The 25,441-nt window shown below is 63.3% G+C and carries 25 protein-coding genes; 11 read left to right on the top strand and 14 right to left on the bottom strand.

Annotation, left to right across the window (positions count from 1 at the left end; genetic code table 11):
- The first annotated feature begins 5 nt into the window (after positions 1-5).
- From BLO80_RS13755 to BLO80_RS13720, 8 genes are read left to right on the top strand one after another with little or no spacing between them, the layout of a single operon-like run.
- Positions 6-1,265, top strand: coding sequence for an NAD(P)/FAD-dependent oxidoreductase (locus tag BLO80_RS13755; RefSeq protein WP_092328917.1), 1,260 nt, complete (start codon positions 6-8; stop codon positions 1,263-1,265).
- Positions 1,262-1,990, top strand: coding sequence for a class I SAM-dependent methyltransferase (locus BLO80_RS13750; protein WP_092328914.1), 729 nt, complete (start codon positions 1,262-1,264; stop codon positions 1,988-1,990). The genes BLO80_RS13755 and BLO80_RS13750 overlap by 4 nt, the downstream gene beginning before the upstream one ends.
- A complete protein-coding gene (locus BLO80_RS13745) occupies positions 1,987-2,469 on the top strand; it encodes a DUF3261 domain-containing protein (RefSeq protein WP_092328912.1) in 483 nt (160 codons plus the stop codon). The genes BLO80_RS13750 and BLO80_RS13745 overlap by 4 nt, the downstream gene beginning before the upstream one ends.
- Positions 2,466-3,662, top strand: a complete 1,197-nt coding sequence (locus BLO80_RS13740; RefSeq protein ID WP_092328909.1) for a beta-ketoacyl-[acyl-carrier-protein] synthase family protein — start codon at positions 2,466-2,468, stop codon at positions 3,660-3,662. The genes BLO80_RS13745 and BLO80_RS13740 overlap by 4 nt, the downstream gene beginning before the upstream one ends.
- Positions 3,659-4,126 carry a hotdog family protein gene (locus BLO80_RS13735; protein ID WP_092328907.1) on the top strand — a complete coding sequence of 156 codons (468 nt, stop codon included), beginning with the start codon at positions 3,659-3,661 and terminating at the stop codon, positions 4,124-4,126. Before BLO80_RS13740 ends, BLO80_RS13735 begins: the two co-directional genes overlap by 4 nt.
- On the top strand, positions 4,123-4,851 hold the full coding sequence (locus tag BLO80_RS13730; protein WP_072407283.1) for a 3-ketoacyl-ACP reductase FabG2: 729 nt from the start codon (positions 4,123-4,125) through the stop codon (positions 4,849-4,851). The genes BLO80_RS13735 and BLO80_RS13730 overlap by 4 nt, the downstream gene beginning before the upstream one ends.
- Positions 4,851-6,077: a beta-ketoacyl-ACP synthase gene (locus tag BLO80_RS13725; protein ID WP_092328904.1), complete on the top strand. Its 1,227-nt coding sequence runs from the start codon at positions 4,851-4,853 to the stop codon at positions 6,075-6,077. The genes BLO80_RS13730 and BLO80_RS13725 overlap by 1 nt, the downstream gene beginning before the upstream one ends.
- A gap of 42 nt (positions 6,078-6,119) precedes the next feature.
- On the top strand, positions 6,120-6,566 hold the full coding sequence (locus tag BLO80_RS13720; protein ID WP_003197008.1) for a hypothetical protein: 447 nt from the start codon (positions 6,120-6,122) through the stop codon (positions 6,564-6,566).
- Between the two features lie 277 nt (positions 6,567-6,843).
- Here BLO80_RS13720 and BLO80_RS13715 read toward each other — a convergent pair whose 3' ends face one another.
- Positions 6,844-7,395, bottom strand: a complete 552-nt coding sequence (locus tag BLO80_RS13715) for a hypothetical protein (RefSeq protein ID WP_256573468.1) — start codon at positions 7,393-7,395, stop codon at positions 6,844-6,846.
- Positions 7,396-7,767: 372 nt separating this feature from the next.
- On the opposite strand from BLO80_RS13715, the gene BLO80_RS13710 reads away from it, so the two are divergent.
- A complete protein-coding gene (locus tag BLO80_RS13710) occupies positions 7,768-8,745 on the top strand; it encodes an alpha/beta fold hydrolase (RefSeq protein ID WP_256574208.1) in 978 nt (325 codons plus the stop codon).
- Positions 8,746-8,882: 137 nt separating this feature from the next.
- Positions 8,883-12,971 carry a dermonecrotic toxin domain-containing protein gene (locus BLO80_RS13705; RefSeq protein WP_092328901.1) on the top strand — a complete coding sequence of 1,363 codons (4,089 nt, stop codon included), beginning with the start codon at positions 8,883-8,885 and terminating at the stop codon, positions 12,969-12,971.
- 32 nt (positions 12,972-13,003) lie between these two features.
- On the opposite strand, the gene BLO80_RS13700 is transcribed toward BLO80_RS13705, so the two are convergent.
- Positions 13,004-13,897: a LysR family transcriptional regulator gene (locus BLO80_RS13700; RefSeq protein ID WP_092328899.1), complete on the bottom strand. Its 894-nt coding sequence runs from the start codon at positions 13,895-13,897 to the stop codon at positions 13,004-13,006.
- A 221-nt stretch (positions 13,898-14,118) separates the two neighbouring features.
- Here BLO80_RS13700 and BLO80_RS13695 point away from each other — a divergent pair, with 221 nt between their 5' ends.
- On the top strand, positions 14,119-15,294 hold the full coding sequence (locus BLO80_RS13695) for an MFS transporter (RefSeq protein ID WP_371914574.1): 1,176 nt from the start codon (positions 14,119-14,121) through the stop codon (positions 15,292-15,294).
- A gap of 203 nt (positions 15,295-15,497) precedes the next feature.
- On the opposite strand, the gene gspM is transcribed toward BLO80_RS13695, so the two are convergent.
- Genes gspM through BLO80_RS13635 form a run of 12 tightly spaced genes read right to left on the bottom strand, consistent with a single transcriptional unit; the run spans position 15,498 to position 25,411 of the window.
- Positions 15,498-15,953, bottom strand: coding sequence for a type II secretion system protein GspM (gene gspM / locus BLO80_RS13690; RefSeq protein WP_092328894.1), 456 nt, complete (start codon positions 15,951-15,953; stop codon positions 15,498-15,500).
- Positions 15,953-17,056, bottom strand: a complete 1,104-nt coding sequence (gene gspL, locus BLO80_RS13685) for a type II secretion system protein GspL (protein ID WP_092328891.1) — start codon at positions 17,054-17,056, stop codon at positions 15,953-15,955. The genes gspM and gspL overlap by 1 nt, the downstream gene beginning before the upstream one ends.
- Positions 17,056-17,901, bottom strand: a complete 846-nt coding sequence (locus BLO80_RS13680; protein WP_092328888.1) for a type II secretion system protein GspK — start codon at positions 17,899-17,901, stop codon at positions 17,056-17,058. Before BLO80_RS13680 ends, gspL begins: the two co-directional genes overlap by 1 nt.
- Complete coding sequence (locus tag BLO80_RS13675) at positions 17,898-18,431, bottom strand: type II secretion system protein GspJ (protein WP_092328886.1); 534 nt, start codon at positions 18,429-18,431, stop codon at positions 17,898-17,900. The genes BLO80_RS13680 and BLO80_RS13675 overlap by 4 nt, the downstream gene beginning before the upstream one ends.
- A complete protein-coding gene (gspI, locus tag BLO80_RS13670) occupies positions 18,424-18,810 on the bottom strand; it encodes a type II secretion system minor pseudopilin GspI (protein WP_092328883.1) in 387 nt (128 codons plus the stop codon). Before gspI ends, BLO80_RS13675 begins: the two co-directional genes overlap by 8 nt.
- The gene (gspH, locus tag BLO80_RS13665; RefSeq protein WP_092328881.1) at positions 18,803-19,270 is read right to left on the bottom strand and encodes a type II secretion system minor pseudopilin GspH; all 468 of its coding nucleotides are present in this window, start codon (positions 19,268-19,270) and stop codon (positions 18,803-18,805) included. Before gspH ends, gspI begins: the two co-directional genes overlap by 8 nt.
- A 2-nt stretch (positions 19,271-19,272) precedes the next feature.
- Complete coding sequence (gene gspG, locus BLO80_RS13660; protein WP_092203364.1) at positions 19,273-19,731, bottom strand: type II secretion system major pseudopilin GspG; 459 nt, start codon at positions 19,729-19,731, stop codon at positions 19,273-19,275.
- A 3-nt stretch (positions 19,732-19,734) separates the two neighbouring features.
- Positions 19,735-20,943: a type II secretion system inner membrane protein GspF gene (gene gspF / locus BLO80_RS13655; RefSeq protein WP_092328878.1), complete on the bottom strand. Its 1,209-nt coding sequence runs from the start codon at positions 20,941-20,943 to the stop codon at positions 19,735-19,737.
- A 4-nt stretch (positions 20,944-20,947) separates the two neighbouring features.
- Positions 20,948-22,411 carry a type II secretion system ATPase GspE gene (gene gspE / locus BLO80_RS13650; RefSeq protein ID WP_092328876.1) on the bottom strand — a complete coding sequence of 488 codons (1,464 nt, stop codon included), beginning with the start codon at positions 22,409-22,411 and terminating at the stop codon, positions 20,948-20,950.
- Positions 22,408-24,333 (bottom strand): type II secretion system secretin GspD, encoded by a 1,926-nt coding sequence (gene gspD, locus BLO80_RS13645; protein ID WP_256574206.1) that lies wholly within the window; start codon positions 24,331-24,333, stop codon positions 22,408-22,410. The genes gspE and gspD overlap by 4 nt, the downstream gene beginning before the upstream one ends.
- 8 nt (positions 24,334-24,341) lie before the next feature.
- Complete coding sequence (locus tag BLO80_RS13640; RefSeq protein WP_092328870.1) at positions 24,342-24,872, bottom strand: type II secretion system protein N; 531 nt, start codon at positions 24,870-24,872, stop codon at positions 24,342-24,344.
- Complete coding sequence (locus BLO80_RS13635) at positions 24,869-25,411, bottom strand: cytochrome b (RefSeq protein ID WP_092328867.1); 543 nt, start codon at positions 25,409-25,411, stop codon at positions 24,869-24,871. Before BLO80_RS13635 ends, BLO80_RS13640 begins: the two co-directional genes overlap by 4 nt.
- Between the last annotated feature and the right edge of the window lie 30 nt (positions 25,412-25,441).

The following is a 25,441-nucleotide window of genomic DNA, read 5'->3' as shown; positions in this document are numbered from 1 at the left end:
TCCCAATGCCTGTGACTGAAACGGAATATCGCCAGGTCGTCGTCATCGGTGCCGGCCCCTCCGGGGCCATTGCCGCCGCGCTGCTCAAGCGCAAGGGCCACGATGTGCTGGTCATCGAGCGCCAGCATTTCCCACGGTTCTCCATCGGTGAAAGCCTGTTGTCCCATTGCCTGGATTTCGTTGAAGAAGCCGGCATGCTCGACGCGGTGAATGCCGCCGGGTTCCAGCGCAAGAACGGCGCCGCGTTCGCCTGGGGCGAGCGCTACAGCGCCTTCGACTTCGGCGATACCTTCAGCAACGGCAAGCCCACCACTTTCCAGGTGCAACGGGCCGACTTCGACAAATTACTGGCCGACCAGGCCGCCCTGCAAGGCGTGGAGATCCGCTACGGCCAAGCGATTGCCAGTGCCGATTTCACCCTCGCCAAACCACGACTGGGCGTGCAGCGTGAAGACGGCAGCCAGTACTGCGTCGAAGCTGACTTCGTGCTCGATGCCAGCGGCTACGGTCGCGTCCTGCCGCGCCTGCTGGACCTTGAGGCGCCGTCGAACTTCCCGTTGCGCCAGGCGGTGTTCACGCACATCGAGGATCGCATCGACGCTCCGACGTTCGACCGGGAAAAGATCCTCATCACCACCCACCCGAGCAAACGTGACGTGTGGTTCTGGACCATTCCGTTCAGCGGCGGGCGCTGCTCGGTGGGCGTGGTCGCGGCGGCGGAACATTTCGCTGGCCGCACCGACGACCTCGATGCCTGCCTGCGTGGTTTCATCGACGAAACCCCAAGCCTGGCCGGCGTACTGCAAAATGCCGAGTGGGACACCCCGGCGCGGACCATCGGCGGCTACTCGGCCAACGTCAAGACCCTGCACGGCCCTGGCTTTGCCCTGTTGGGCAACGCCGCGGAATTCCTCGACCCGGTGTTCTCCTCCGGCGTGACCATTGCCATGCGCTCGGCGAGCATGGCCGCCGACGTGCTCCACCGTCAGTTGCAGGGTGAAAGCGTCGATTGGCAAAGCGAGTTTGCCGAGCCGCTCAAGCGCGGCGTCGACACCTTCCGCTGCTATGTCGAGGGCTGGTACGCCGGTACCTTCCAAGACGTGATTTTCTACACCGAAGGCTCGGACGACATCCGGCGCATGATCAGCTCGATCCTGGCTGGCTACGCCTGGGATCAGCGCAACCCGTTTGTCAGTGAACCCAAGCGGCGCCTGCGCATGCTCTCGGAAATCTGCGCAAGCCCGGCGCCGAGTCAGCAACCATGAGCTACCTGAGCGACAACTACGTCGAAGAAACCCGCTTCGGCTTCTGGTTCCTGCGCAGCCACACCTGGCAGCACCACGTGTTGCGCGTGGCGATCGACGACCTGCGCAGCCTGTTCAGCACCGCGCTGCCCGCCAACCCGGTGCTGCTGGACGCCGGCTGCGGCCAGGGCAAATCATTCCAATACCTGCGCCAGGTGTTCGCGCCACAACGCCTGATTGGCGTGGATGCCGACCCTCACAGCCTGGACTTGAGCCGGGAGGAGGCCGCGCGCCAAGGCATGAGCGTGGAACTGATCGGCAGCGACTGCGCGACCTTGGCGGTGCCCGACGCCAGCGTCGACCTGCTGTTCTGCCACCAGACGTTCCATCACCTGGTGGAGCAGGAAAAAGCCCTCGCCGAGTTCTACCGCGTACTCAAGCCCGGCGGCTATTTGATGTTCGCCGAATCCACCGAAGCCTACATCGATACCTGGGTGATCCGCTGGCTGTTCCGCCACCCCATGCACGTGCAGAAAAGTGCCGCGCAGTACCTGCAGATGATCCGCGAACAAGGGTTCCGGTTCGAAGACCGCAACGTCTCCTACCCGTACCTGTGGTGGAGCCGCGCCAAGGATTTCGGCCTGCTGGAGCGCTTTGGCCTGCGCCGCCCCAAACCATTTGGCGAGCGTGAGGAAACCCTGGTCAATGTGGTGGCGCGCAAGCCTGGCGAAGGGGCTGCCGGATGATCCGTGGCCTGCTGATCGCCTGTGTGTTGCTGCTCAGCGCCTGCGCCAGCCAGGCGCCGCTGCCCGCACGCACGCCGACCCTGGCGTTGCCGATGCAACTGCACATCGAGCGGACCCTGGCCGGCCAACGCCAGGACTGGCTACTGGTGATCCAGCGCGAAGACACCGGCATCCGTTGGTCGATGATGGACCCACTGGGCATTCCCGTGGCCCGCCAGCGCCTGGTCCACGGCCAGTGGCAGGCCGACGGTCTGCTGCCACCCAATGCCGAGGCCCGGGAGTTGTTCGCCGCGCTGTTGTTCGCCCTGACCCCCGAAGCCGAGCTGTCCGGCAACTATCCGGCGGCCCGGCGACAGGCGTCGCAACGGACCCTCGATAATCGCTGGCAGGTGCATTACACGCAGCCGCTGGATTTTGAAATGAGCCTGCCCCAAGGCCCCCGCTACCGCATCACACCGTTGACCGAGAACGCCCCATGACCGCCTACCTGAATGCCCTCGGGGTGATCTGCGCCCTGGGCCGCGACAAGCACACTGTCGCGCGCAACCTGTTTGCCGGCGACTGCTCGGGCGTGCGCAGCGAGGATGGCTGGGTGGCCGAACGGGCCTTGCCGGTCGCCGCGGTACCGGGTGAACTCGCGCCCATCCCCCCAGCCCTGGCGGCGCAACGCAGCCGCAATAATCAACTGCTGTTGGAAGCGGGGCTGCAGATTCGCGCGGAGATCGACCAGGCCATCCAGGCCTATGGGCGCGCTCGCATCGGCATCGTCCTGGGCACCAGCACGTCGGGCATCGATGAGGCCAGCCAGGGCATTGCCCACTACCTGCGCGAGCAGCGCTTCCCCGACGGCTACGACTACCAGCAACAGGAACTCAGCGCGCCGGCCAACTTTCTTTCCGACTGGCTCGGCCTGAGCGGCCCGTCCTACGTGATTTCCACGGCCTGTACCTCCAGCGCCCGCGCCTTGATGAGCGCCCGGCGCCTGTTGGACCTGGGCCTGTGCGATGCGGTGCTGTGCGGTGGCGTGGACAGCCTGTGCAAACTGACCCTCAACGGTTTTTCCGCGCTGGAAGCGGTGTCGAACGAACGCTGCAATCCGTTCTCGGTGAACCGCAGCGGCATCAACATTGGCGAAGCGGCGGTGCTGTTTCTCATGAGCAAGACGCCAGGCGAGGGAACACCGATTGCCTTGCTCGGCGACGGCGCCAGTTCCGATGCCCACCATATTTCCGCGCCCGAACCCAGCGGTCGCGGCGCGCGCCAGGCCATGGAAAAAGCCCTGCGCTGCGCCGGCCTCGACGCCCGCCAGATCGACTACCTGAACCTGCATGGCACCGCTACGCAACACAATGACGCCATGGAAAGCCAGGCCGTGGCCGGACTGTTCCCGGCGGGCGTGCCCTGCTCGTCCACCAAGCCCATGACCGGCCATACCCTCGGCGCGGCCGGGGCGCTGGAAGCGGCGTTCTGCTGGCTGGCCCTGAGCGTCGAAAACACCGCCCAGGCCCTGCCGCCGCACATCTGGGACGGCCAGGCCGATCCTGCCCTGCCAGCGCTGAACTGGGTCACCGCCGATACCCGCCTGAAACCCGCCACTACGCGCCGCCTGATGAGCAATTCATTTGCCTTCGGCGGCAACAACGTCAGCCTGATTATCGGAGACGCCCCATGACTGACTGGCCGCTCGCCGAACTGCTGCCCCATGCCGGCGACATGATCCTCATCGACCGGATCCTGTCGTTCGATGACGAACAGATCCACACCCACGCCATCGTCAAGCCCGGCGGTTTGTTCAACCGCGACGACGGCGCATTGCCGGCCTGGGTCGGCATCGAGCTGATGGCCCAGAGTGTCGCGGCGTTTGCCGGTTGCCACGCCCGCCGACGCGGCGATGCCGTGGAGTTGGGCTTTTTGCTCGGCACCCGCAAGTTCGAATGCAACGTCGACTGCTTTCCCGTCGGCACCGAGCTGAGCATCCATGGCGTGCGCTCCCTGGAAGACGACAACGGCATGGGCGTGTTCGAATGCCACATCCACGCCCCCGGCATCCATGCCACGGCCCGGCTCAATGTATTCCGTCCGCCCCAGGCCGCCCATTACCTTCATGAACCGTCCGCAACAGGAACCCCGCCATGACTGAATCCGTACTGGTCACCGGCTCCAGCCGTGGCATCGGCCGCGCCATCGCCCTGCGCCTGGCCCAGGCCGGGCACGACATCGTGCTGCACTGCCGCAGCGGCCGCGCCGAGGCCGAGGCGGTCCAGGCACAAATCCAGGCCCTGGGCCGCAACGTCCGGGTGCTGCAATTCGACGTGGCCGACCGCGCCGCCTGCAAGGCCATTCTCGAAGCCGATGTCGAGGCCCACGGCGCCTATTACGGCGTGGTGCTCAATGCCGGCCTGACCCGCGATGGCGCCTTCCCGGCCCTGAGCGAAGACGACTGGGATGTGGTGATGCGCACCAACCTCGACGGTTTCTACAACGTACTGCACCCGGTGATGATGCCGATGATCCGTCGTCGCGCCGCTGGAAGGATCGTCTGCATCACTTCGGTTTCCGGGCTGATCGGCAATCGCGGCCAGGTCAACTACAGTGCTTCGAAGGCCGGTCTGATCGGCGCGGCCAAGGCGTTGGCAATCGAGCTGGGCAAGCGCAAGATCACCGTCAATTGCGTCGCGCCGGGGTTGATCGACACCGCCATGCTCGATGAAAACGTACCCGTGGAAGAACTGATGAAAATGATCCCCGCCCAGCGCATGGGCACCCCGGAAGAAGTGGCCGGCGCGGTGAACTTCCTGATGTCCGCCGAAGCCGGCTACATCACCCGGCAGGTGCTGGCCGTCAACGGAGGCTTGTGCTGATGAAGCGCGTCGTCGTCACCGGCATGGCCGGCATCACCTCCGTGGGCAGCGACTGGGAAACCATCGCCAGCAACTTCGCCGCCAACCGCAGCGGCATCCGGCGCATGGATGAGTGGGACCGCTTCACCGAACTGAACACGCGCCTGGCCGGCCCCATCGACGACTTCCAGGTCCCGGCCCACTGGACCCGCAAGCAATTGCGCAGCATGGGGCGGGTTTCGCGCCTGGCGGTCGCGTCGGCGGAACAGGCCCTGGCCGACGCCGGCCTGCTGGGCGACGAATCGATCAAGGACGGGCGCATGGGCGTGTCCTGCGGTTCATCCACTGGCAGCACCGACGAGATCAAGGCGTTCGGCAACATGCTGCTCAACAGCGTGGCCGAAGGCCTGAACGCCAACTCCTATGTGCGCATGATGCCCCACACCACGGCGGCCAACATCAGCATCTTCTTCGGGCTCACCGGGCGCCTGATCCCCACTTCCAGTGCCTGCACCAGCGGCAGCCACGGCATCGGCTATGCCTACGAGGCCATCAAGTTCGGGCGCCTGCCGTTGATGCTGGCCGGCGGTGCGGAAGAACTGTGTCCGACCGAAGCGATGGTCTTCGATGCGCTCTACGCCACCAGCCTGAAAAACGATGCGCCGCAAACCAGCCCGCGTCCCTACGACAAAGACCGCGATGGCCTGGTGATCGGTGAAGGCGCCGGCATGCTCGTGCTCGAGGAACTGGAACACGCCCTGGCCCGTGGCGCACGGATTCATGCCGAGATCGTTGGCTTCGGCAGCAACGCCGACGGCCAGCACGCCACCCGCCCCGAACTGGTCACCATGCGCCGGGCCATGGAACTGGCCCTGGAAGATGCCGGCCTCGAACCCTCGGCCATCGGCTACGTCAACGGCCATGGCACCGCCACCGAACAGGGCGACATCGCCGAAACCCTGGCCACCAGCAGCCTGTTTGGCGAGCACATGCCCATCAGCTCGCAGAAGAGCTTCCTCGGCCACACCCTGGGTGCCTGCGGGGCGCTGGAATCCTGGTTCAGCATCGAAATGCTGAACAGCGACCAGTATGTGCACACCTTCAACCTCGATGAGGTCGATCCCCAATGTGGCCAGCTCGACTACCTGCGCAGCGAGTTCAGGTCGATGAGCAACGAGTACGTGATGAACAACAACTTCGCCTTTGGTGGGGTCAACACCTCGTTGATCTTCCGCCGCTGGCGCTGAATCGGATTCAAAACCCGTTACCCCTACGTCAAGGAGACCCTGATGTCGTTGAAGAAAATCGCCGTGACCGCTGCCCTGTTGCTCAGCACCCTGCCAAGCCTCAGCCAGGCCCGTGATACCGCGCTGTTCCTGCCGTTCGACAAGGTCGTCGCCGAAGCCATCCGCACCGGCAAGATCGACGGCAGCGTGAAGTTCTACCTGGCCGGCAACAAACCGGCTGGCAACGTCACCGTGGTCAGCCCCGGCGCCGTGACCAACAAGAAAACCAACGCCTTCAACAAGTCCGATGAAGTGGCCTGCGAATGGGTGCTGCAATCAGCCCTGATCAGCCTGCACCAGGCCGCCAAGAACGCTGGCGCCAACGCCGTCACCAACATCGTCAGCTTCTACAAGAGCAACGAACGCAAAGACCCCACCACCTACGAATGCCACGCCGGCGCGATCATGGCCGGTGTTGCGTTGAAAGGGGATTTGGCGAAGGTGCAATAAAAAGCGCCTTTAGGGGCATTGGAGAAGCCTGGCGAACGATGCCAGGCCATCCAACAACCCTCATGTGGGAGCGAGCTGGCTCGCGATAGCGGTGGGTCAGTACTGGCGATGCTGAATGTGCTGCCGTCTTCGCGAGCAAGCCCGCTCCCACAGGGTTGAGTGGCATACCTGGATATTCACAGGCATCAGGTAGATCATCTTCACTCTGTTTGTGTGTCCAGCACGAACCTTGTGGCGAGGGAGCTTGCTCCCGCTGGGCTGCGCAGCAGGCCCTCGTTCATGGGATGTCTTCCTTCATCCCATTCGAGTGCAGGCGATGAACATCCGCCCGTTTAAGAGCAGGCAAGAAATCCTCCGCCATCGGCACGCCTTCACGCACGATGATCAGGAAACGTTTCTGAAGCGTATTGATGATTTCGTCACCATTGCTCAAACGACTGCCGACCAGCGCGATATTGCTATTGGCTTCCCCGGCGCCAGTGATGATCCGTGCCGTGCTGCCATCGGCGTAAACCACCTGGTCGCCTTTCTGCGCGGCGCATACTTTCCAGCCATTATCCAAGGTGAACGTCAACGAAGACGACACCTGCTGGATCGTTCCGCCGTAACGCGTCTGGCTGCCCTCGGTGGCCACTCGATAAATGGCGATTGGCGGATGCGCTTGGACGAATGCTTTTTGTCGATTGACGAATGCCGCGACTTCTTCGCCGTAACCCTCCAAGTGGCGTTGCTCCAAGTACAAGTCATCCAAATGACGGAGAGATTCATGGGAGATTTCGTTGGTGTAGAGGGCATCCAAAGATGAGTGCATTTCCAGGGCCTTATTCATGGGCTTCTGGCTGCGCCCCTTGCCGCAGGGAAGGAGCACTGAGCCGGACGATTCGGAATGATGAATAAGACGACGCAGCACAGCCGAGTGGCAATCCCAACGGCGTGGTACCTGGAACGAATAGGAAGTGTCTCAACTAGAAATGCGCTTTTTCCTACAGCCGAAAGGAGCCTGACACAACGTCCGCCCCCCGGCCTTTCTTCTGCCGCCCTCAATCGAAGCAGCACTTTTCGCCTGTTGTCGGAACTGTCAGCTCTGACAGTAGCGAAAGTGCCCGGGGTAGCTTCAGGCTTCCAGACGTCGATGCTCAATCAAGCCGTTCGACCTTATGAGCTGTGATTCGTAGCTCATGAAATTAATCTGGCTCCAAACATGGACAAAAAATTGTTGAACACAATCGCCTGGTCGGGCCGCGCAGCCATGTCCCCCGAACGCCACGCCACCTCGCCTTCAGCGGAACAAAACAGCGTCGTTGTCGACGGTGAGACATTTACACATGCCTATGCATTCGTGAACGGCATTCGCCTTCACTACCTCATGGGCGGTGACGGCAAACAACCGGTTCTGCTGGTGCACGGGTTCCCGGGCAGCTGGCGTAACTGGGAGCCCTTGATGGGCGCATTGGTGCGGGCCGGTTTCAGCCCCATCGTTCCCGATTATCGCGGCGCTGGCGAAACGGATATTTCCGTCGATGGCTACGACAAAAAAAGTATGGCGCATGATCTGCACGAACTGATCACCCTCTTGAACATCAAGCAGGTCGATATCATTGGCCATGACATGGGCTTGATCATTGCCTACGCCTACGGGGCGCTTTATCCACTTGAAACCGGGCGCATTGTATTGATGGATGGATTCATTCCGGGCGTTCCCGGGTGGGAACTTGCCTATAACGGGAATGCTGCAGCCGGCATTGCCAGCAAATGGCACTTTCGTTTCTTTGGCAAAGCGGCCCTCACCCTGATTCAAGGACAAGAGAAAACCTACCTGGACATGTTCTTCGATGACTTCGTATTCGCGGGCAACGCTCAAGTCAGTCGTGAGGTGCGACAGGCGCTGGTGCAAGACTACTCCCGGCCTGGACGCATGGAAGCGGCCTTCAAGCTCTATTCGGCCTGGGTAGAACATGACGCGAACGACAACCTGGAATTCTCCAAGAACAAATTGGTTGTTCCACTGCTCACCATCGGCGGGGACCACTCGAGAGGAAAAACCTTGGCCGAACAGGCCTTGTACATTGCGACGCAGCCGCACTCATTGATACTGGTCGATACCGGGCATTGGGTGCTGGAGGAACAAACGCAGGCGACTCGCGAAGCTATTCTGGCATTTTTCACGATCACTCAATGATCCGTCAGCGCCCACGTCATAGCGCTCATTGACGGTGCTTACCCTATCGCCCTTCCCCCCATGCGGTACCTATATACCACCCACCCGGACTTTTCCTGAATAGGTTGTGCTGCCAACATTCCTCCAGGAAGAAAGCAGTGGAACACACCCCCCTTGCAACGTCTCATGACTTACCGCTCGCCGACAGCACCGCGCTGCCGGATGCCCCGCTGATCAGCCAGCTCAAGGCGTCGCAGCGACACATGATCCGCCTGAACGACGCCATCCCACGGCCTTCCAAGGTGATGAGGCAACACCTGGATTATTGGTTCAGGAGAACCTTCCCTGCCTTGGCGAACAGCATGACGGTACACGAGCTGTCCGTGCGCACGCTACGCGGAGAGACGATCCCGCCTGCGCAGCGCACAGCCGATGCCCCGGCAACCGGTAAGACGGTGGCGGACACCCTCTTGCTGGAAACGCTTTTGCTGCAAGTCGTCGCCGGCAGGATCGATCCGCGCGCGTTCTTCGGTAATCTGGACAACATCGAGATTGTCACCTCCCAGGACAACACCGCAGCAGCGCCCGCCGCCCTGAACGAGCGCGCCGCAAAAACTGAAATCAAGCGGCTGATCAGCGCCACACCGGCGCTTTATGAACGACTGCTCACCCGTGCATTGGATGAGTTCTGGAACACGCCGGCCGACTTCAGCCAGGACCGCAACGTCGGCGACTGGCTGGCGGACGAACTCGCCAGGCAACTCAAGACCCAGGCCGACCTGCATCGGCTGGACACGACATTGAGCCCGCAGATGCACCAGGCGCTGACCGACTATGCGTTGTCGGCGCCGGACGCAGCGTCTCGTGCACAGTTGGCGGAACGGGTCCGACCCGGCGTGTTCAGCCTGGGGATCACACCCCGCCGGTGGAGCTTCAGCGTACCAATGTCGGGCGCCGTGGCCTTGTCGCGGTATGACAACGCCAGCGATTCGGGACCTGCCGTGCTGTACCGCCCGGGCCAGCCGTTGCAACTGTACGACACGCTGGTGGCGCTCAAGGCTGGCCTGGCGCAAGACGGCAACACTGGGGATGAAGTCGACACCGCGCCTGTGACCGAGCACTTCCTCGTTCGCCTGGTCACGGAACTGCGGGCGGAGCAGAAAACTGCCGTGTGCGATGCCGTGCTGGACGGTCCCGCGGCGTCGGAAGAAATCAGCGCCTGGATGAACCGGGTCGATGTGGCCGCGGATATCGGCCACAAACTGGACCTGGCGAACGTCATGGGCGAGCGCGAACTGCGGCTAAACCTCAAGAGACTCAATGACTGGCTGCACGGCAACCCGCACGTTACCGCCAGCGATCGCCTGGCATGGTGGGCGGCGACGCGGGCCCTGCACAAAGCCCTGACGGATCAGCCCCCGCCGCCAGACCCGGTGGCGCTGGCCACCATGGACGCTCTTCGGGACCGGACCCGTCAGTTGCTCGCCGATGTCATCAAGGCGAAATACCCGCCGGTCGACCCTGAGGACGTGTCCCTGAGCATCAGAAGAACCGTGGTCGATCCCCACGCACCGATGGGGAGCTCGCCGTTTGGCTCCGGGGTCTCGCAAGGCAGCGTGAGGGGAATCGTCGATGACCGTCGCTCCCTGACGCAGTGGGCGATGTCCAACCTGACCCAGGACGAACGCAATGCCTCCCACCCGACCGTGGAAGGACCGCTGAGCTTCGCGCAAATTGTGGACGTCATTGAAAGGGCGAACATCGGCGCCCGGCTTCCGGCCGAGCTGCAACGCGTGGCCCGGGCACAGCAGGCGCAGTGGATGGCCTTGAAAGCGCAACAGATGCGCGCCCAAGTGTGGGCCGCGCATATTTCGGGGGACTTGCGGCACGACCGGGACAATACCGGCTTGAAGCTGGTGCTGGCGGCACTGGACGGCCCGACCGCGGCGGCGCGCGACAAGGTCAACGGGCACGAGGTGGTGGTCCGCCAACTGCAATGGGGCGACAGCGTGCTGAAGGAATTGCTGGCGTTTGGGGTGAAGGCGACGGCGAGCCGCCCCTCGTTGACGCTGTACACACCAGGCGCCCCCGACGGCAAGACGTTCAGGGACGTGGATGCGCCAAGCGCGCGGGCGTTGGAAACAACCTTGGCGCACACACTCACTGCCACGTCGGAGATGACCCGTTGGCTCATTTCGCACCTGCCGCTGCTCGAACAGGCCGAGCAACTTGCCAGCATGGTATCGATCTCGGAGAACCTGACGCTCGAGGAAAAAATCAAGAAAGTCACACAGTCTGTCTTCGCGTGGGCCAAGGACCGGGCACAGGATGATTTCGCGAAGACCATCGCTTCGCCCATCGTCGAGGGGGATGTGTTCAAAGCGTTGCATGAGACGCAAATCGCCCATGGGATCAAGACGGTGGACATGTTGACAGTGACCCATGCCGAGCGCGACAGCACCGGCGCCCAGGAGGGACGCCGCAGCGCCGTCATGCTGCTGACGGGAGCGATGTCGATGTTCCCGGCAGGCCGGCTGGGCGGCCTGCTAGGACGGGCGATCCTGCCGACCATGGCCGGCGGTGCCGCGGTCTCGGCGATAGACGAGGAGAACGGCAGCCTGCGGCAGTGGACCCTTGATTTTATCGGCGGGCTGGGAGAGGTCATTGCCGAGGCGGGGCAAGACTTGATCATGGCCCGCGCCGGACGCCGTCGCAGACAAGCACGCCCGGCGCTATCGGCGCTTCCCCCCATGACGGACCCGGAGCTGGGGCCGTACCGGCTCAAAGGATTCGTCGGCCACGGATTGATCCATGAGGGTCGCCACCGGTACCGGGATGCAAGCGGGCAAGGCTACCTGATGCTGGGGAACGGCTATTACAAGACCGCGGTCCAGGCAGGCGAGCAAATCATCTACGCGCCCAACAACCGCTCGGACCAACGGACTGTCATTTGGGAGAATGATCGTTGGCAGGTTGAAGAACGGCAGCGCCTACGCGGAGGCGGCGCGCTCCAGAGCCTGTTCAGGCGAGCCCCGCAGACGCCGCGAGAGCGCAATTTCAATGCATTGGTGGAAGGGGTGCTGGTCAACAACCGCTACCCCACCCTCGAAGCCGTCAACACGGCAAAGGAGATTTTCCACTCCATGCCCGACACGCTGCTCGAACGCCTACTGGACGAAAGCATGGCCGACATAGGCGCGCTCGACATCAACGCTTATCTCTCGAAAATAAGGGACCTGACCCAGGGCCGGGGCAATCTGTCCCGGCATCAGGCTTCCCACGACGAGCTGTTGGACAAGATGAACACCTGGCGAATCGTGACCCTTAGCTATAAGGACATCGAAGCCAACGTGCCTGACGTCGAACTGAGCGAAACACAGAAAATAAAAATATATGACACGATCCTTTCACACAAAAACGTGTTCTTTACCGAAGATCGAATCCAGGTGCACACCACGCTTATCACGGACAATCTGACCGGCGCGGTCTTCATGACCTTCACGCCCCATAAGGGCAGGAAAAGAGTGGCCATGGATAAGATATCCAAGGACACCCGGGCCATGTTGAAGACCGTGGAAGCCAAATTGAATGCCAAAGCCCAGGCGTTATATCCGGGGGACAGGCCGCAAGAGCAGGCCGCCCGAGAAAACTACAGGGCTTCGGAAGATTATTACAACGAGATGATCACTGCGCTTCGGGAAGAGAAGCAGCGCATGCACAAGCCTGGCCTGTTGACGGAAATAAGGAACAATCGCGTGCCTTATCTCATTCTCAACAAAGGCAGGGCCCAGCGAAATACCATGCTGCTCACCGGCGAAGACATTACAAACTTCACCAGTTCGCTCGCAAACTATGAACCCTTCGACATCGAAATCGTTACACAGGCCAAGTCCAACAAAGTGACAGGGACACCCTCACCCACCGCCCCCATGGTTTTACCCGCACCAGAGCCTGTACCGGATAAATTCCAGACCCGCACCAGCGCGTTGGCCGAAACACAGATGTCATACGCCAGCTTTCCCAAGGAGGCTGAAGCCAAGGTCGGGGAAATCCTGGCAGATATCCGCGCCGGCAGGATAACCACCAAGCGAATCTATCGGTACTACTGGTACACCATGGCCCAACTGTCCCCCGGCGGTGGCAAAGGCGCATGGCGCGCCGCGTTCGAACGCCAGGGCGACACCTGGATACTCCAGGGTTTTTATGATTACCACGGCAATAGGCCCGCGACGGTCTGGGAAGGATAGGCCGATCGAATCGAGGTCGAGTGGTTGGGGATTTAACGGCAAGTGCCTTGCGTCAATAAATCCACAAACGCCTTCGCCATCGGCGAACGCTGTTCCTTGCGCTGCACCAGCCACACGGCCGAGACCGCCGCCGGGTCGAGCAGCGGTCGATAGACCACCCCATCGATACGCATGCGTTGGTAGGACGCCGGCAATACCGAGACGCCCAGCCCTGCCGCGACCAGGCCGATGATGGTCATGGCTTCACCGGCTTCCTGGGCGAAGTGCGGGCTGAAGCCGGCGTCGCGGGCCAGGCTCAGCAATTGCGCGTAGAGGCCGCTGCCGTAGCTGCGCGGGAAAAACACGAACGGTTCCTGGGCCAACGCCGAGAGGAATAGGCCTTTTTCATCGCCCTGGGCCAGGGGATGCTTGGCGCTGAGCACGGCCACCAGGGGTTCGCGGCTGAGTTCGATTTCCCTCAGGGCGTCGGGCAGCGGCAACGGCCGCATGATGCCGACCTCGATCGACTCATCCAGCAATGCGTCGGCCACTTGGGTGCTGCTCATTTCCCGAAGGTTCAGGTGCACCGCGGGGAAGCGCTGACGGAACGAGAAGATCGCCTGGGGAATGGTGGAGTTGAACGGCGCCGACGAAGTGAAACCGATTTTCAGCTCACCCAGTTCCCCCAGTTGGGCACGGCGGGCCACGTCGGCGGCCTTGTCGACCTGGGCCAACACCCGTCGCGCTTCTTCAAGGAACAGCCGCCCGGCCTCGCTCAATTCGACTCGACGATTGGTGCGCTCGAACAACCGTGCGCCAATCTCCTGCTCCAATGCCTGTATCTGCTGGCTCAACGGCGGCTGGGAGATGCCCAGGGCCAGCGCGGCGCGGCCGAAATGCAGCTCTTCGGCAACGGCGATGAAGTAACGCAGATGTCGCAGTTCCATGGGTCATCCAGTAGGTCGTCAAACGTCTTAAACAGGTCGAATAATATATTGGATAGAAACATTAGCTAGCTATATGCTTTTTTCATTGCCTGTCTGATCGTGTCCTTGCGAGGTCCACCGTGAAAACTGCTGTCGCTCCATTGGCCCATGAAATCCCGCCCCACGCGCAGGACGATGTCGTCGCCGAACTCAAGGACATCTATATCGAGAAAGGCACGCCGATGTTCATGCGCACGGTGCTGGCGCTGTTCTGCGGAGGCTTTGCAACCTTTGCCCTGCTGTATTGCGTGCAACCGATGATGCCGCTGCTGTCCAGGGAGTTTTCCATCAACGCGGCGCAGAGCAGCCTGATCCTGTCGATGGCGACCGGTATGCTCGCCATCGGCCTGTTGATCACTGGCCCGATTTCCGACCGCATCGGCCGCAAATCGGTGATGGTGACGGCGCTGTTCGCCGCATCGGTGTGCACGATCGCCAGCGCCATGATGCCGACCTGGGAAGGCGTCCTGCTGCTGCGCGCCTTGGTCGGACTGTCGTTGAGCGGGTTGGCGGCGGTCGCGATGACGTATCTGAGCGAAGAGATTCATCCCAAGCACATCGGCCTGGCGATGGGGCTGTATATCGCTGGCAACGCCATCGGCGGCATGTGCGGGCGCCTGATCACCGGGGTCTTGATCGACTTCGTCAGTTGGCACACCGCGATGCTGGTGATTGGCGGCCTGGCGTTGATCGCGGCGGCGGTGTTCTGGCGGATTCTTCCCGAGTCACGCAACTTCCGTCCCCGTTCGCTGCACCCACGCAGTCTGCTGGAGGGTTTCACCCTGCACTTTCGCGACGCCGGGTTACCGCTGCTGTTTCTCGAAGCCTTCGTGCTGATGGGCGCCTTCGTAACGCTGTTCAACTACATCGGCTACCGCCTGCTGGCCGAGCCTTATCATCTGGACCAGGCCTTCGTCGGGTTGCTGTCGGTGGTGTACCTGTCGGGCATCTACAGCTCAGCCAAAGTCGGCGCACTGGCGGACAAACTCGGTCGCCGCAAAATGCTCTGGGCGACCATCGCGCTGATGCTGGCCGGCCTCCTGCTGACCATGGCCACCCCGCTGTGGCTGGTGGTCCTGGGCATGTTGGTGTTCACCTTCGGCTTCTTCGGCGCCCATTCGGTCGCCAGCAGCTGGATCGGCCGCCGCGCCCTCAGGGCCAAGGGCCAGGCTTCGTCGCTTTATCTGTTCAGCTACTACGCCGGATCCAGCGTGGCGGGTACGGCCGGCGGCGTGGCCTGGCACCTGGGCGGCTGGAACGGGATCGGCCTGTTCATCGGTGGCTTGCTGGTGATCGCGTTGTGGGTGGCGGTGAAGCTGGCGAAATTGCCGTTGTTGCCGGGGAATGTGCAGGTCTAGCCATCGCTATCCGCATCGGGAACAAAGTGGACACTTTGTGGCGAGGGAGCTTGCTCCCGCTGGGTGGCGCAGCCGCCCCAAAACCAGCCACCGCGGTGCAACAGGTAAACCCTGTAAACCCGTTTACGACTGCTGCGCAGCCGAGCGGGAGCAAGCTCCCTCGCCACAAAGGCCTCTCGCGCCCTGATCAAAACTGCCGTGTGTCATTGGCGCAAAACCACTCGCGCGCCCAACACACCATGCTCCACTTCCAACGTCAGCGACCGCAGCACCGATCCCTCTCGCTCCTGTTGATCCAACCAATGCAGCAACGCACTCGCCTCACCACTGACGGCGAGTCGCACCGAGTCGCCGTCGACTTCCATTTCCGCCATGTCCAACCCCGCCGCTGACGCACTTTCATTGACGCGCACCGACAAGGGCCGCGTGGCGACAGTCGTATCCCGGGTGGGTTCGGCACGCTGGATCCGGGCGTTCAGTTCAGCCTGTTGCTGGTACTGGCGTTCGGCAACCTCCCGTCGTTGCCAGGTCGGTTGCCAAATCGCGGTGTAGGCCAGCGCCACCGACAATACCCCGGCAAGCCCCAGCAACAGCCCTTGCTCTCGGCGCGACAGGCTTCCCCAACTCTGTTTCAAGACCCGCCATCCATCGATGTTCATCAACTGTTCTCCAGTGTGAGGATGGCCTGCACCCGATTGTTCTGTTTGCTCGCGCTGCCCAGGGTGACGGGCAAGCCGTTTTGCTGCCCGCGTTCACGCAGTTGTTCAAGCTCGACGAAACTGTTCGCCGTCAACTGGATCTTCCAGCCTTCGCCCTCACGAAAATCGATGCGCTGCACCTCGACGTTGCTGGCGCCAATGACCTGCTCGGTCAGACGGGTCAGGCGCGCGACCTGAGTGTCGTGGCTTTGCCCGCGCCGACTCTGCAATGCCTGGAACTGCGCCGCCAGGTCGACGATCCGCTCCTGCCCGGGGTACAGCGACCTGAACCGCTGTTCACTTTGGGCATACAAAAGCCGGGTTTCGCTTTCAAGAAAACGAACGCGGGCATCGCAGAAAACCCAGGTGAGCACCAACATGCCCAGTGCCACTGCCGAAACGCCACGCCATGGCAGCGCTCGACCACGTCGACGGAACTCACCTTGCAACAGGTCGATGGGCCGTCCACCCGCGCTCAGCAGCCATTCATCGATGCCAGGGCAATCGCGCTCTTCGTCCAGCCACTGAATGTCCTCGGGCAAGCCGGGCTTGAGCGTCGCCAGGGCCCGTGCCGACAACGCCAGCCGCGCCGGTAGCCCTGCGCCCAACAACCAGCGCCCGAACCAACGCACGCCCAATGCCTGCTCATCGGCAAGCAGGTCGGCGTCGACATGCACCGCCCGTGTATCGATGCCTTGTTCGGCGAGCAGCGCCAGCAACGCCTGGAACCGGGCGCGCTCCGTCACCATCAGCGGATAGCGGTGCTGACGGTCCCGCGGGCCGACGCTGACGTGCAGCGCCTCCAGGTTTTCACTCAGTTGTTCTTCGATGGCGAATGCCAGGGCCTGGGGCCGGGGCTGGCGTCGAGAGGGCCACGGATCGCTGCGCAACCAACTGCACATTTCCATCGGCAACAGCACATCCACGGGCCGTCCGCTCAACTCGCCGGCCGCCTCGTGCAACGGCAGGCGACGACGCTCGCCAGTGGACGACCACACGCAGCACGGCCAGTTGGCGCAAGGCGCGGTCAGGCCCTCGGCAGTCAGGTAAAGCCAGGTTTTCATCAAGGAAGCTCACTGGGGCTGAAGGGTAAGAAGCGTCGCTGACGAACCGTCCAGCGCCCGCTGACAGCATCACGCTCGATATCCGAGGCCAGGCGCAGACGGCTGTCGGCATGGATCACGCTCACGGTGATTCGAAACCAGCGGCTGCCCACCCCCAGGCCATGGCTGCTGAGGCCCATGCCGGACAGCAACGGGTCGTTGGTGAACGCCTGCACGCTGGGGTATGGCGCGTGGCGACGCTGGTTGACCAAAGCCTGGGCGGTCCCGGCCTCCATGCCATCGAGGGTCATCAGCACGCGCTGCGGGGCGGTATTGATGTTCATCCGCGCGTCCTTGGGAAGCAACGCCACCCAGGGCTCCAGGCGCCGTAGTGTCGGGCCGTCAACGCCGGGCAACAGGCGCAGTTGACTCAACTCCTGCATCGGCCCGACCTGGGGCAACGACAGCGGCGGCAGATCCAGCGAGGCCAGCAAGCGGGTCCAGCGACCGAGGGTGACCTGATCGATTTGCCCTTGGGCCAGCAGTCCGTTGAGGTTCAGGCGCCCGGACAAATCCTCGATAGCGATGCGCAGCTCGGCGCCGTCCATTTCCATGGCAGGCCCGAGCCGGGCCCAATCCTGGCTCAGGTCAACGGGCCCGGACGGCGTTATCCCACTGCTTTCCAACACCACCCGCGCCCAGTCTTCCCCAGCCAAGCCCAATTGCCGCAAATGGACCTGTTGCAGTTGCTGCGCGCTGCTGTGCAACAGCAGGCGATGGCTGCGCAACAGCCCACCGACCAACAGCAATGCCAGGCTCAACACCAGCAGCACGCTGATCAGCGCCACGCCGCGTTGGCGCTTCATGGCAACGCCTCCGGCAACAGCAGCACCCGGCGGATCTGTTCGAAACGCCCCGCGGACACGATCAACTCCAACGCCAACGGCGCGGTGCCGCTCGCGGTTTCACCGTGCCAGCGCCGTTGCCGGTCGAACACGCGCCAGTTCAGGCTGCGGACGTCGTCGAGCACTATCTGCCGCTGCACAAGCGTCATGCCTTCGCCGACACTCTCGCGCCATAACGTGCCGCCCTTGAGCTGATAGCTCACGGTTTGCCGTTCGCTGCGAGGCTGGTCCAGTGGGTTGCGCCAATGGCTGCGCTGCAATTGCAAATGCCCGGGCGCGAGCACGACCGAGTCGGCAACCGCCTGCCACACATCCCGTTCGATCATGCCGACAGCGCGCTGCAAGGCCCTGATGTCGCGCTCATGCTGACCGACTCCCTGCTGGGTCCGCACGACCCCGTCGAACAACCGCCAACTGGCCAGGCCGAGCAAGGCAAAAATGGCGATGGCGATGACCAGCTCCAACAAGGTGAAGCCCGATTGCTTATTCATGATGGCCGCGGATCCAGCCGATGGTGCGGTGCGCGACGGTCGCGCTGTCGTCGCGGCTGACCTGGATCTCGACCTGCAACAGGCGCCCATCGCGGGCCGGGGCGATACGTTGTTGCAAGACCCAATCGCGGCGATCCAGGTGTCGGTTCAGTCGCTGTTGTCCAGGCGACGTGACGACTTCCAGGCGCAGTTCGCTTAGTTGATTGTCCGCCAGCCAGGCGCCGAACAGACGTTCCTCAAGCCCGGCGCTTTGCTTGAGTACGAAATGGCTGGCCGAAAGTACGGCCGCCGCCAGCGTCGCGAAAATCGCCAGGGCGATCATGACTTCCAACAGCGTGAACCCCTGGCAACCGGCGGCCTGCCTGCGCGCGTCACTCATCTATCAGCGGCTCCGCCAGGCCATCGCTCGATACCCGGGCAACCGTCTGCCCAGCGACGTTGATGAACAGCTTGAACGGACTGGTCTCGTCACTGCTGAGCATCAGCAACTGGGGTGAGCCTTGAACGGCATCGAGCGACAGGACATGACCGTCCAGCTCCAACCCGAGCGTCAAGTCCTCGGGCAATCGATGAGGCACCGACACGGCCGTCCAGCCCTGAACTCCGAGTCGCAACGCCTGATAACCGCCCGGCTGCACGTGCACGCCATATTCCTGCCCGTCCAGTACCGCCCGCTCGCGCAACTGCTGCACCAGCGCCACGAAGTCCCGGGCTTGCTGGCGGGCTTCACGCGCCGGGCCCGGCCCCGTGGCGAAGCGGACCATGCCCGCCAGGACGCCGATCAAGACGATAACGACCATCAGCTCCAACAAGGTGAAGCCCCGGCAGAGACGCGGCATGTTCACTCGGACCAATTGCCGATGTCGGCCGCCATCCCTTCACCACCCGACACGCCATCGGCGCCCAGGGAGTAGAGGTCATAGCCACCATCGAGGGATTTGTGCCCGGGGTTGAGGTACTGGTAGGGCGTGCCCCAAGGGTCGACCGGCAAGCTTTTCAGATAACCCTGGGGGTTCCAGTTCCTGGCCGCGGGGGTACCGGACGGGCGTTTGCTCAACGCCTCCAGGCCTTGTTGGGTCGAGGGGTAATGGAAGTTGTCGAGGCGGTACATTTCCAGGGCCGTGGCGATCGCCTGGATGTCGGTGCGGGCGGCCGTGACCTTGGCCTGGTCGGGTCGGCTCATGAACTGCGGCACGACGATGGCGCCCAGCACGCCAATGATGACCACCACCACCATGATTTCGATCAGGGTAAAACCGCGTTGTTGATGATGTGCGGGTCGGTTGCTTTGGAGTTTCATCGGTCAGTTCACCAATTGGTTGAGGCTCAGGATCGGTAGGAGAATGGCCATGACGATCAGCAGCACGACGCCGCCCATCAGCACCAACATGGCCGGTTCGAAAAGGCTCACCACCAGCGCGATGCGCGCCGCGAGGCTGGCCTCCTGTTGTTCGGCGGCCCGGGCCAGCATGTTGTCGAGTTCGCCGGCCCGTTCGCCGCTGGCGATCATGTGCAGCATCAGCGGCGGAATATCACCGCCCTGCTCCAGGCCACGCGTCAGGGTCCCGCCCTCACGTACCGAACGTGCAACGTCAGCCATGCGGGCGCGGATCGTCAGGTTGCCGATCACCTGCGCGGCGATATGCAAGGCCTCCACCAGCGGTACCGCGCTTTTGCTCAGGATCGCCAAGGTGCTGGCGAATCGCGCCGCTTCCATCGCCCGCAGCACCTCGCCCAGCAGCGGCAACCGCAGCAACAAGCGATGCCAGCGCAGGCGCCACGCCGGTTGGCGCAAGCTCCAGCGCCACACCCCGAACAGCCCGGCCAGGGCACCGAACAGCAGCAGGCCATGGCGACGCAAGCCGTCGCTCACAGCGATCAGTGCCTGGGTCAGCCAGGGCAACGGCTGACCGCTGTCGATGAAAATCTTCACCACATCCGGCACCACATACCCCAACAGGAACGCGACAATCGCGACACAGGCCAGCATCAGGATCAGCGGGTACACCAGCGCCAGTTGAATGCGCTGGCGCGAGGCCTGGCGCGCCTGGGTGTAGCTCGCCAGTTGTTCCAACACCTGGCCCAGGTGACCCGACTGCTCGCCCGCCGCGACCGTGGCGCAGAACAGTTCGGGGAACGCTTGAGGGAAGGCCCTCAGTGCCGTCGCCAGCGCGTGGCCTTCCATCACCCGGCTGCGCACCGCCGCCAGCAGGTGGGCAACGCGCCGTTTCTGGCTCTGTTGCGCCACCGCCCCCAGGGATTCCTCAAGGGGCAGGCCGGCCTGGATCAAGGTGGACAGCTGCAACGTCAGCAAGGCCAGATCCGCCGGGCCCAGGCGCCCCCCGGCATGGCGCCCGCCCAGGACTCGCTGCTCCTTGGCTTCCACCAGCTCGCTGGGCAGCAAGCCACGCTCGCGCAACAACTGTCGAGCATGCCGGGGGCTGTCGGCTTCCACACGGCCCTTGCAGCGTCGGCCCTGGGTGTTTTCGGCCCGATAATCGAAGGTCGGCATGGCGCTAATCCTCCTGGGTAATGCGCAGTAATTCGTCGACGCTGGTCAGGCCTTCCAGCACACGCTGGCGACCGTCCTGGAACAGGCTGCGGGAAGTCTTGCGGGCCTCGGCGGCGAGCGCCTGCTCGGTGGCGCCCTGGTGAATCAGCTGCGACAGCGCTGCGTTGACATGCACCAGTTCATAGATGCCGAAGCGCCCGCGATAGCCTTTCTGGCATTGCTCGCAGCCCTGGGCCTTGAACAGCCTGGGCGCGGCGTCGGCGTCGAGGCCCAGGCGCCGACACGTGGCGGCGTCGGCCACATAGGGGGTCTTGCAGGACGGGCACAGACAGCGCAACAAACGCTGGGCGACGATGCCGGCCAGGGACGACGCCAACAGATACGCATCCACGCCCATGTCCACCAGCCGCGTGACCGCGCCGACGGCGGTGTTGGTGTGCAGGGTCGAGAGCACCAGGTGCCCGGTCAGCGATGCCTGGACGGCGATTTCGGCGGTCTCGCGGTCGCGTATTTCGCCGACCATCACCACATCCGGGTCCTGGCGCAAAATGGCCCGCAAACCGCGGGCGAAGGTCATGTCGACTTTCGGGTTGACCGGCATCTGGCCGATGCCCGGCAGGTGATACTCGATGGGGTCTTCGACCGTGAGGATGTTGCGGCTCTGGTCGTTGATGCTGCTCAGCGCCGCGTACAGACTGGTGGTCTTCCCCGACCCCGTGGGCCCGGTGACCAGCACGATGCCGTGGGGCTTGCCGAGCAACTGGCGCAGGCTCGCCAGGGTGTCGTCGGGCAGGCCCAGGCGTTGCAGATCCAGGCGCCCGGCCTGCTTGTCGAGCAGGCGCAACACCACCCGCTCGCCATGGGCCGAAGGCAGGGTCGAGACCCGCACATCGACCTCGTGCCCGGCCAGGCGCAACGCCATCCGGCCGTCCTGAGGCACGCGTTTTTCGGCGATGTCCAGGCGCGCCATGACCTTGATCCGCGACACCAACAGGTTCGCCAGTTCCCGGCGCGGGCGCAGCATTTCCTGCAACTGCCCGTCGATGCGCATGCGCACCGACAGGTATTGCTCGAACGTTTCCAGGTGCACATCCGAGGCATGCTCGCGGACCGCCTCGCTGAGCAATGCATTGATCAGGCGAATGATCGGCGCATCGCCCTGCTGCTCCAACAGGTCGGTGGTCTGCGGCATCTGATCGGCCAGGCTGAGCAGGTCCAGCTCCTCGTCCAGGCCTTGGGCCACCTGCTCGGCGGCGCTCTGGCCCTGGCGATAGACGCTGGCCAGGCGCGCGGCGAACTGCGCCGGCTCCAGGACCTGGATAGGCAGATCCCGCCCACACAGGCGTCGGACTTCCGCCACGGCAGTCAGGGGCGTGTCGCTACGCATCGACAGGCTCAAGGTCGGCCCCGCGCCTTCCAGCAGCACGCCCAGGCGCCTGGCGAAACCAAAGGGCAACGGCTCGCTCACAGGCCCTCCGGCTGCGGTGGACGCACGTCGAGCGCCGGTTCCCGCGCAGACGATTCGAACAACTGGCGGGCGTCCCGGGGCAGCAGCAACGAGTTGTTTTTCCGCGAGCCGGGTTTGCTCAGCTCCCGGAGCGCGTCGTAGCGTTGCCGGCTCACATCGGCCAGGTCTTCGCTGCTGCGCACGATGGTCGGGCGCAGGAACACCATCAGGTTGCTTTTGGTCTGGGTGTCGCGGTTCCAGCGAAACAACGCGCCCAGGTAGGGAATACTGCGCAGCAGCGGCACACCGCTTTGCTGGCTTCGGACACTGTCGCGGATCAGGCCGCCGATCACGATGATCTCGCCATCGTCCGCCAGGATCGTGCTCTTCAAGGCGCGCTTGTTGGTGATCAGGTCCGAGGAGTCCACGCCGGAGACCGACGGCGCGATGTCCGACACCTCCTGCTCGACTTCAAGGCGCAAGGTCGAGCCTTCGTTGATGTAGGGCTTGACCTTGAGGCTGATACCCACGTCCTTGCGCTCCACAGTGGTGAACGGATTGTCCGCGCCGTTGCCGCTGGTGGCGTAGGAACCCGTCTTGAACGGAACGTTCTGGCCCACGATGATTTCCGCTTCCTGGTTATCCAGGGTCAGCAGGCTGGGGGTGGACAGCAGGTTGCTGTGGGCATTGCTCGCCAGGGCCGAGACCAGCGCACTGAAGCGATCGCCACCGAGGCGCAGGAATGCGCTTTCCTTGGTTTTATCCAGCTTGTTGAAGTCCAGGCCGATGATCGGGATGTCGGTTCCCGGGAAATTGATGCTCCCTGCCGCGCTGCCGCTCTTGAGCCCCCACTGCACCCCCAAGGCTTCGGAAATATCTCCGCTCACCTCGACGATGGCCGCATGAATGAGCACTTGGGCCCGGGGTTGGTCCAGCTCCCGGACGATGTTTTCGATGATGCGGACCTGGGCCGGTTCGGCGATCAGGACCAAGGCATTCTGGCTTTCATCGGCCTTGATCCTGAAGGGGCTGGCCCCCGCGGTTTCCCGTTGGCCAGCGAGGACCGGCGTGGTTTTCCTATCCTGCCCGACACCTTCCAGGACCTCGGCCAACTGTTTGGCATCGCTGTGACGCAGACGGATGACCCGCGCGTTGTCCTGGGAAGCGGCTGCCGGTACGTCCAGGGTCCGGGCCAGGTCGACCAGGCGTTGACGCACCGCTGGCGCGCCGATGATCACCAGCCGGTTACTGCGGGCATCGGCGATCACCACCCCCGCCGTATCCCCCTCGCGCTTGCCGCCGGAGGCTTCCACCAGTGCGGCGATGTCCCCGGCCTGGGCGTGCTTCAAGCGCACCACCACGTGATTGCGGTTGCGTCCTGAATCCAACCGTTGCACCACGCCGGCGATGCGCTGGACGTTGGCCGCCGTGTCGGTGACCACCAAGGCGTTGGACGAGACCGAAGGGCCGACATAACCGTTGGTCGACACCAGGGGCCGCACCAGCCCCGCGACATCGGCGGCGATGCTCGATTGCAGGTCAAGGACCCGGGTGACGAACTGCGACGGTGTGGCGCTGTGTTCATCGGCGACACCGGCACGTGTCTTGGCATCGCTGACCGGCGTGATCAGGATCCGCTCGCCTTCGTCGATCACGGTGAAGTTATGGGCATCGAGTACCGAATAGAACAACCGCCGCACCCCTTCGCGGTCCAGCGCCTCCCGGGACATGACGGTGATGCGCCCCGACACCCGGGGATCGAGCACCACGGTCTTGCCCAGGATCGCTGAGAACTCTTCGACCACATCGCGCAGTTCCGCATTGTTCATCGCCAGTTGCCACTGGGCCTCTTCGGCCTGCAGCCAACCGGCGGGCGTCAGCAGGCAAGACGCGGCGAAGCAGAACAGGACACGCGTAACACGCTCCCGGATAAAGCTGTTCATGAATTCGATCACTCTGATTGCCCGGCCACCGGGCGTAGGTATTGCGAGGAACGCGGCGCGGCATGGCCGCCGTCTTCGAGGTCCAGCCGGCGCAGCAAGGGTTTGGCTGCGGGTTGCAAGGCCAAGCGCTCTTCACGTCCGTTGCGCCACAACGTCACATGGCTGGCCTCGACCCGGCGCAGCACGCTGCCACCCGGCAAACGCTCGCCCACTTGGTAAATGCGCGGGCCAGCGGCGTCCGCCAGCAAGGCCCGCGACAAACCTTGGCCAGCGACAAAACTGGCTTGCAACGTGATTGGTTCGGTGCTTGGCGCCTGGGCACCTTCGGGCGCCAAGCCGAGCACAGTCGCCACCGCTTGGACGTTGGGCAAGTCGCGATGCGGCGCCACCGGCGAGTCGCTCACCACCGGCACGTCATGACCCAATGCCTGGCGAAAACGCCACTCCTGCCCGGCCAGCAATGCTCCGTAGAGCAGCGGCACGAGCACCAGCGCCAACGTTGGCAAACGGCTGCCGACCCGCAAAGAAAACAGGCTCAACTTTGCGCTCGCGTGAGGGTGACCGTCGGCTTGGCGAAGGACATCCGGCGCACCACCCTGCGCCCGGAAAACTCATGCCAGAGCACCGCGCACAGGTGCAACGCGACAAGCATCGAAAGCACCATGCAAGACAATGCGTGGATCGTGTTGGCCAGTTCGATCAGCGCCGGATCAGCCAATGGCTGAGGAAATCGAACGAGGCCGAAGACACTGATGGCGCTTTTCATCATCAGCACGCCGGTCACCAGCACGACGCCGATCACCAGGTAGATCAGCGCGTGCACCGCCAAGGCCAGCCTCTTGTTCAATGAAAGCGCCGTCCCCTGGGGCTCCCGTTCGCACACGAACAGCCAGGTCCGCCATACGAAAAACGGAATGAACAGCGTGGTCAGCGACACATTGAATGACCCGACCCATTGTTGGGTCGAAGCGGACACCGGGTTGAACGCCACATAAAAACCGGACGCCAACGCCCACAGGATAATGACCGCCGACAGCCAGTGCAGCAGCACCCGCCGCCTTGAGTAATTGATAGACATCACTGTGTTCTCGTCTGAAGGCCCCAGGCA

The sequence above is a fragment of the Pseudomonas sp. NFACC56-3 genome (assembly GCF_900100025.1).
GTDB lineage: Bacteria > Pseudomonadota > Gammaproteobacteria > Pseudomonadales > Pseudomonadaceae > Aquipseudomonas > Aquipseudomonas fluorescens_AA.
Note: the sequence above shows the minus strand (reverse complement) of the source record. Positions and strands in the feature narration are given on the sequence as shown.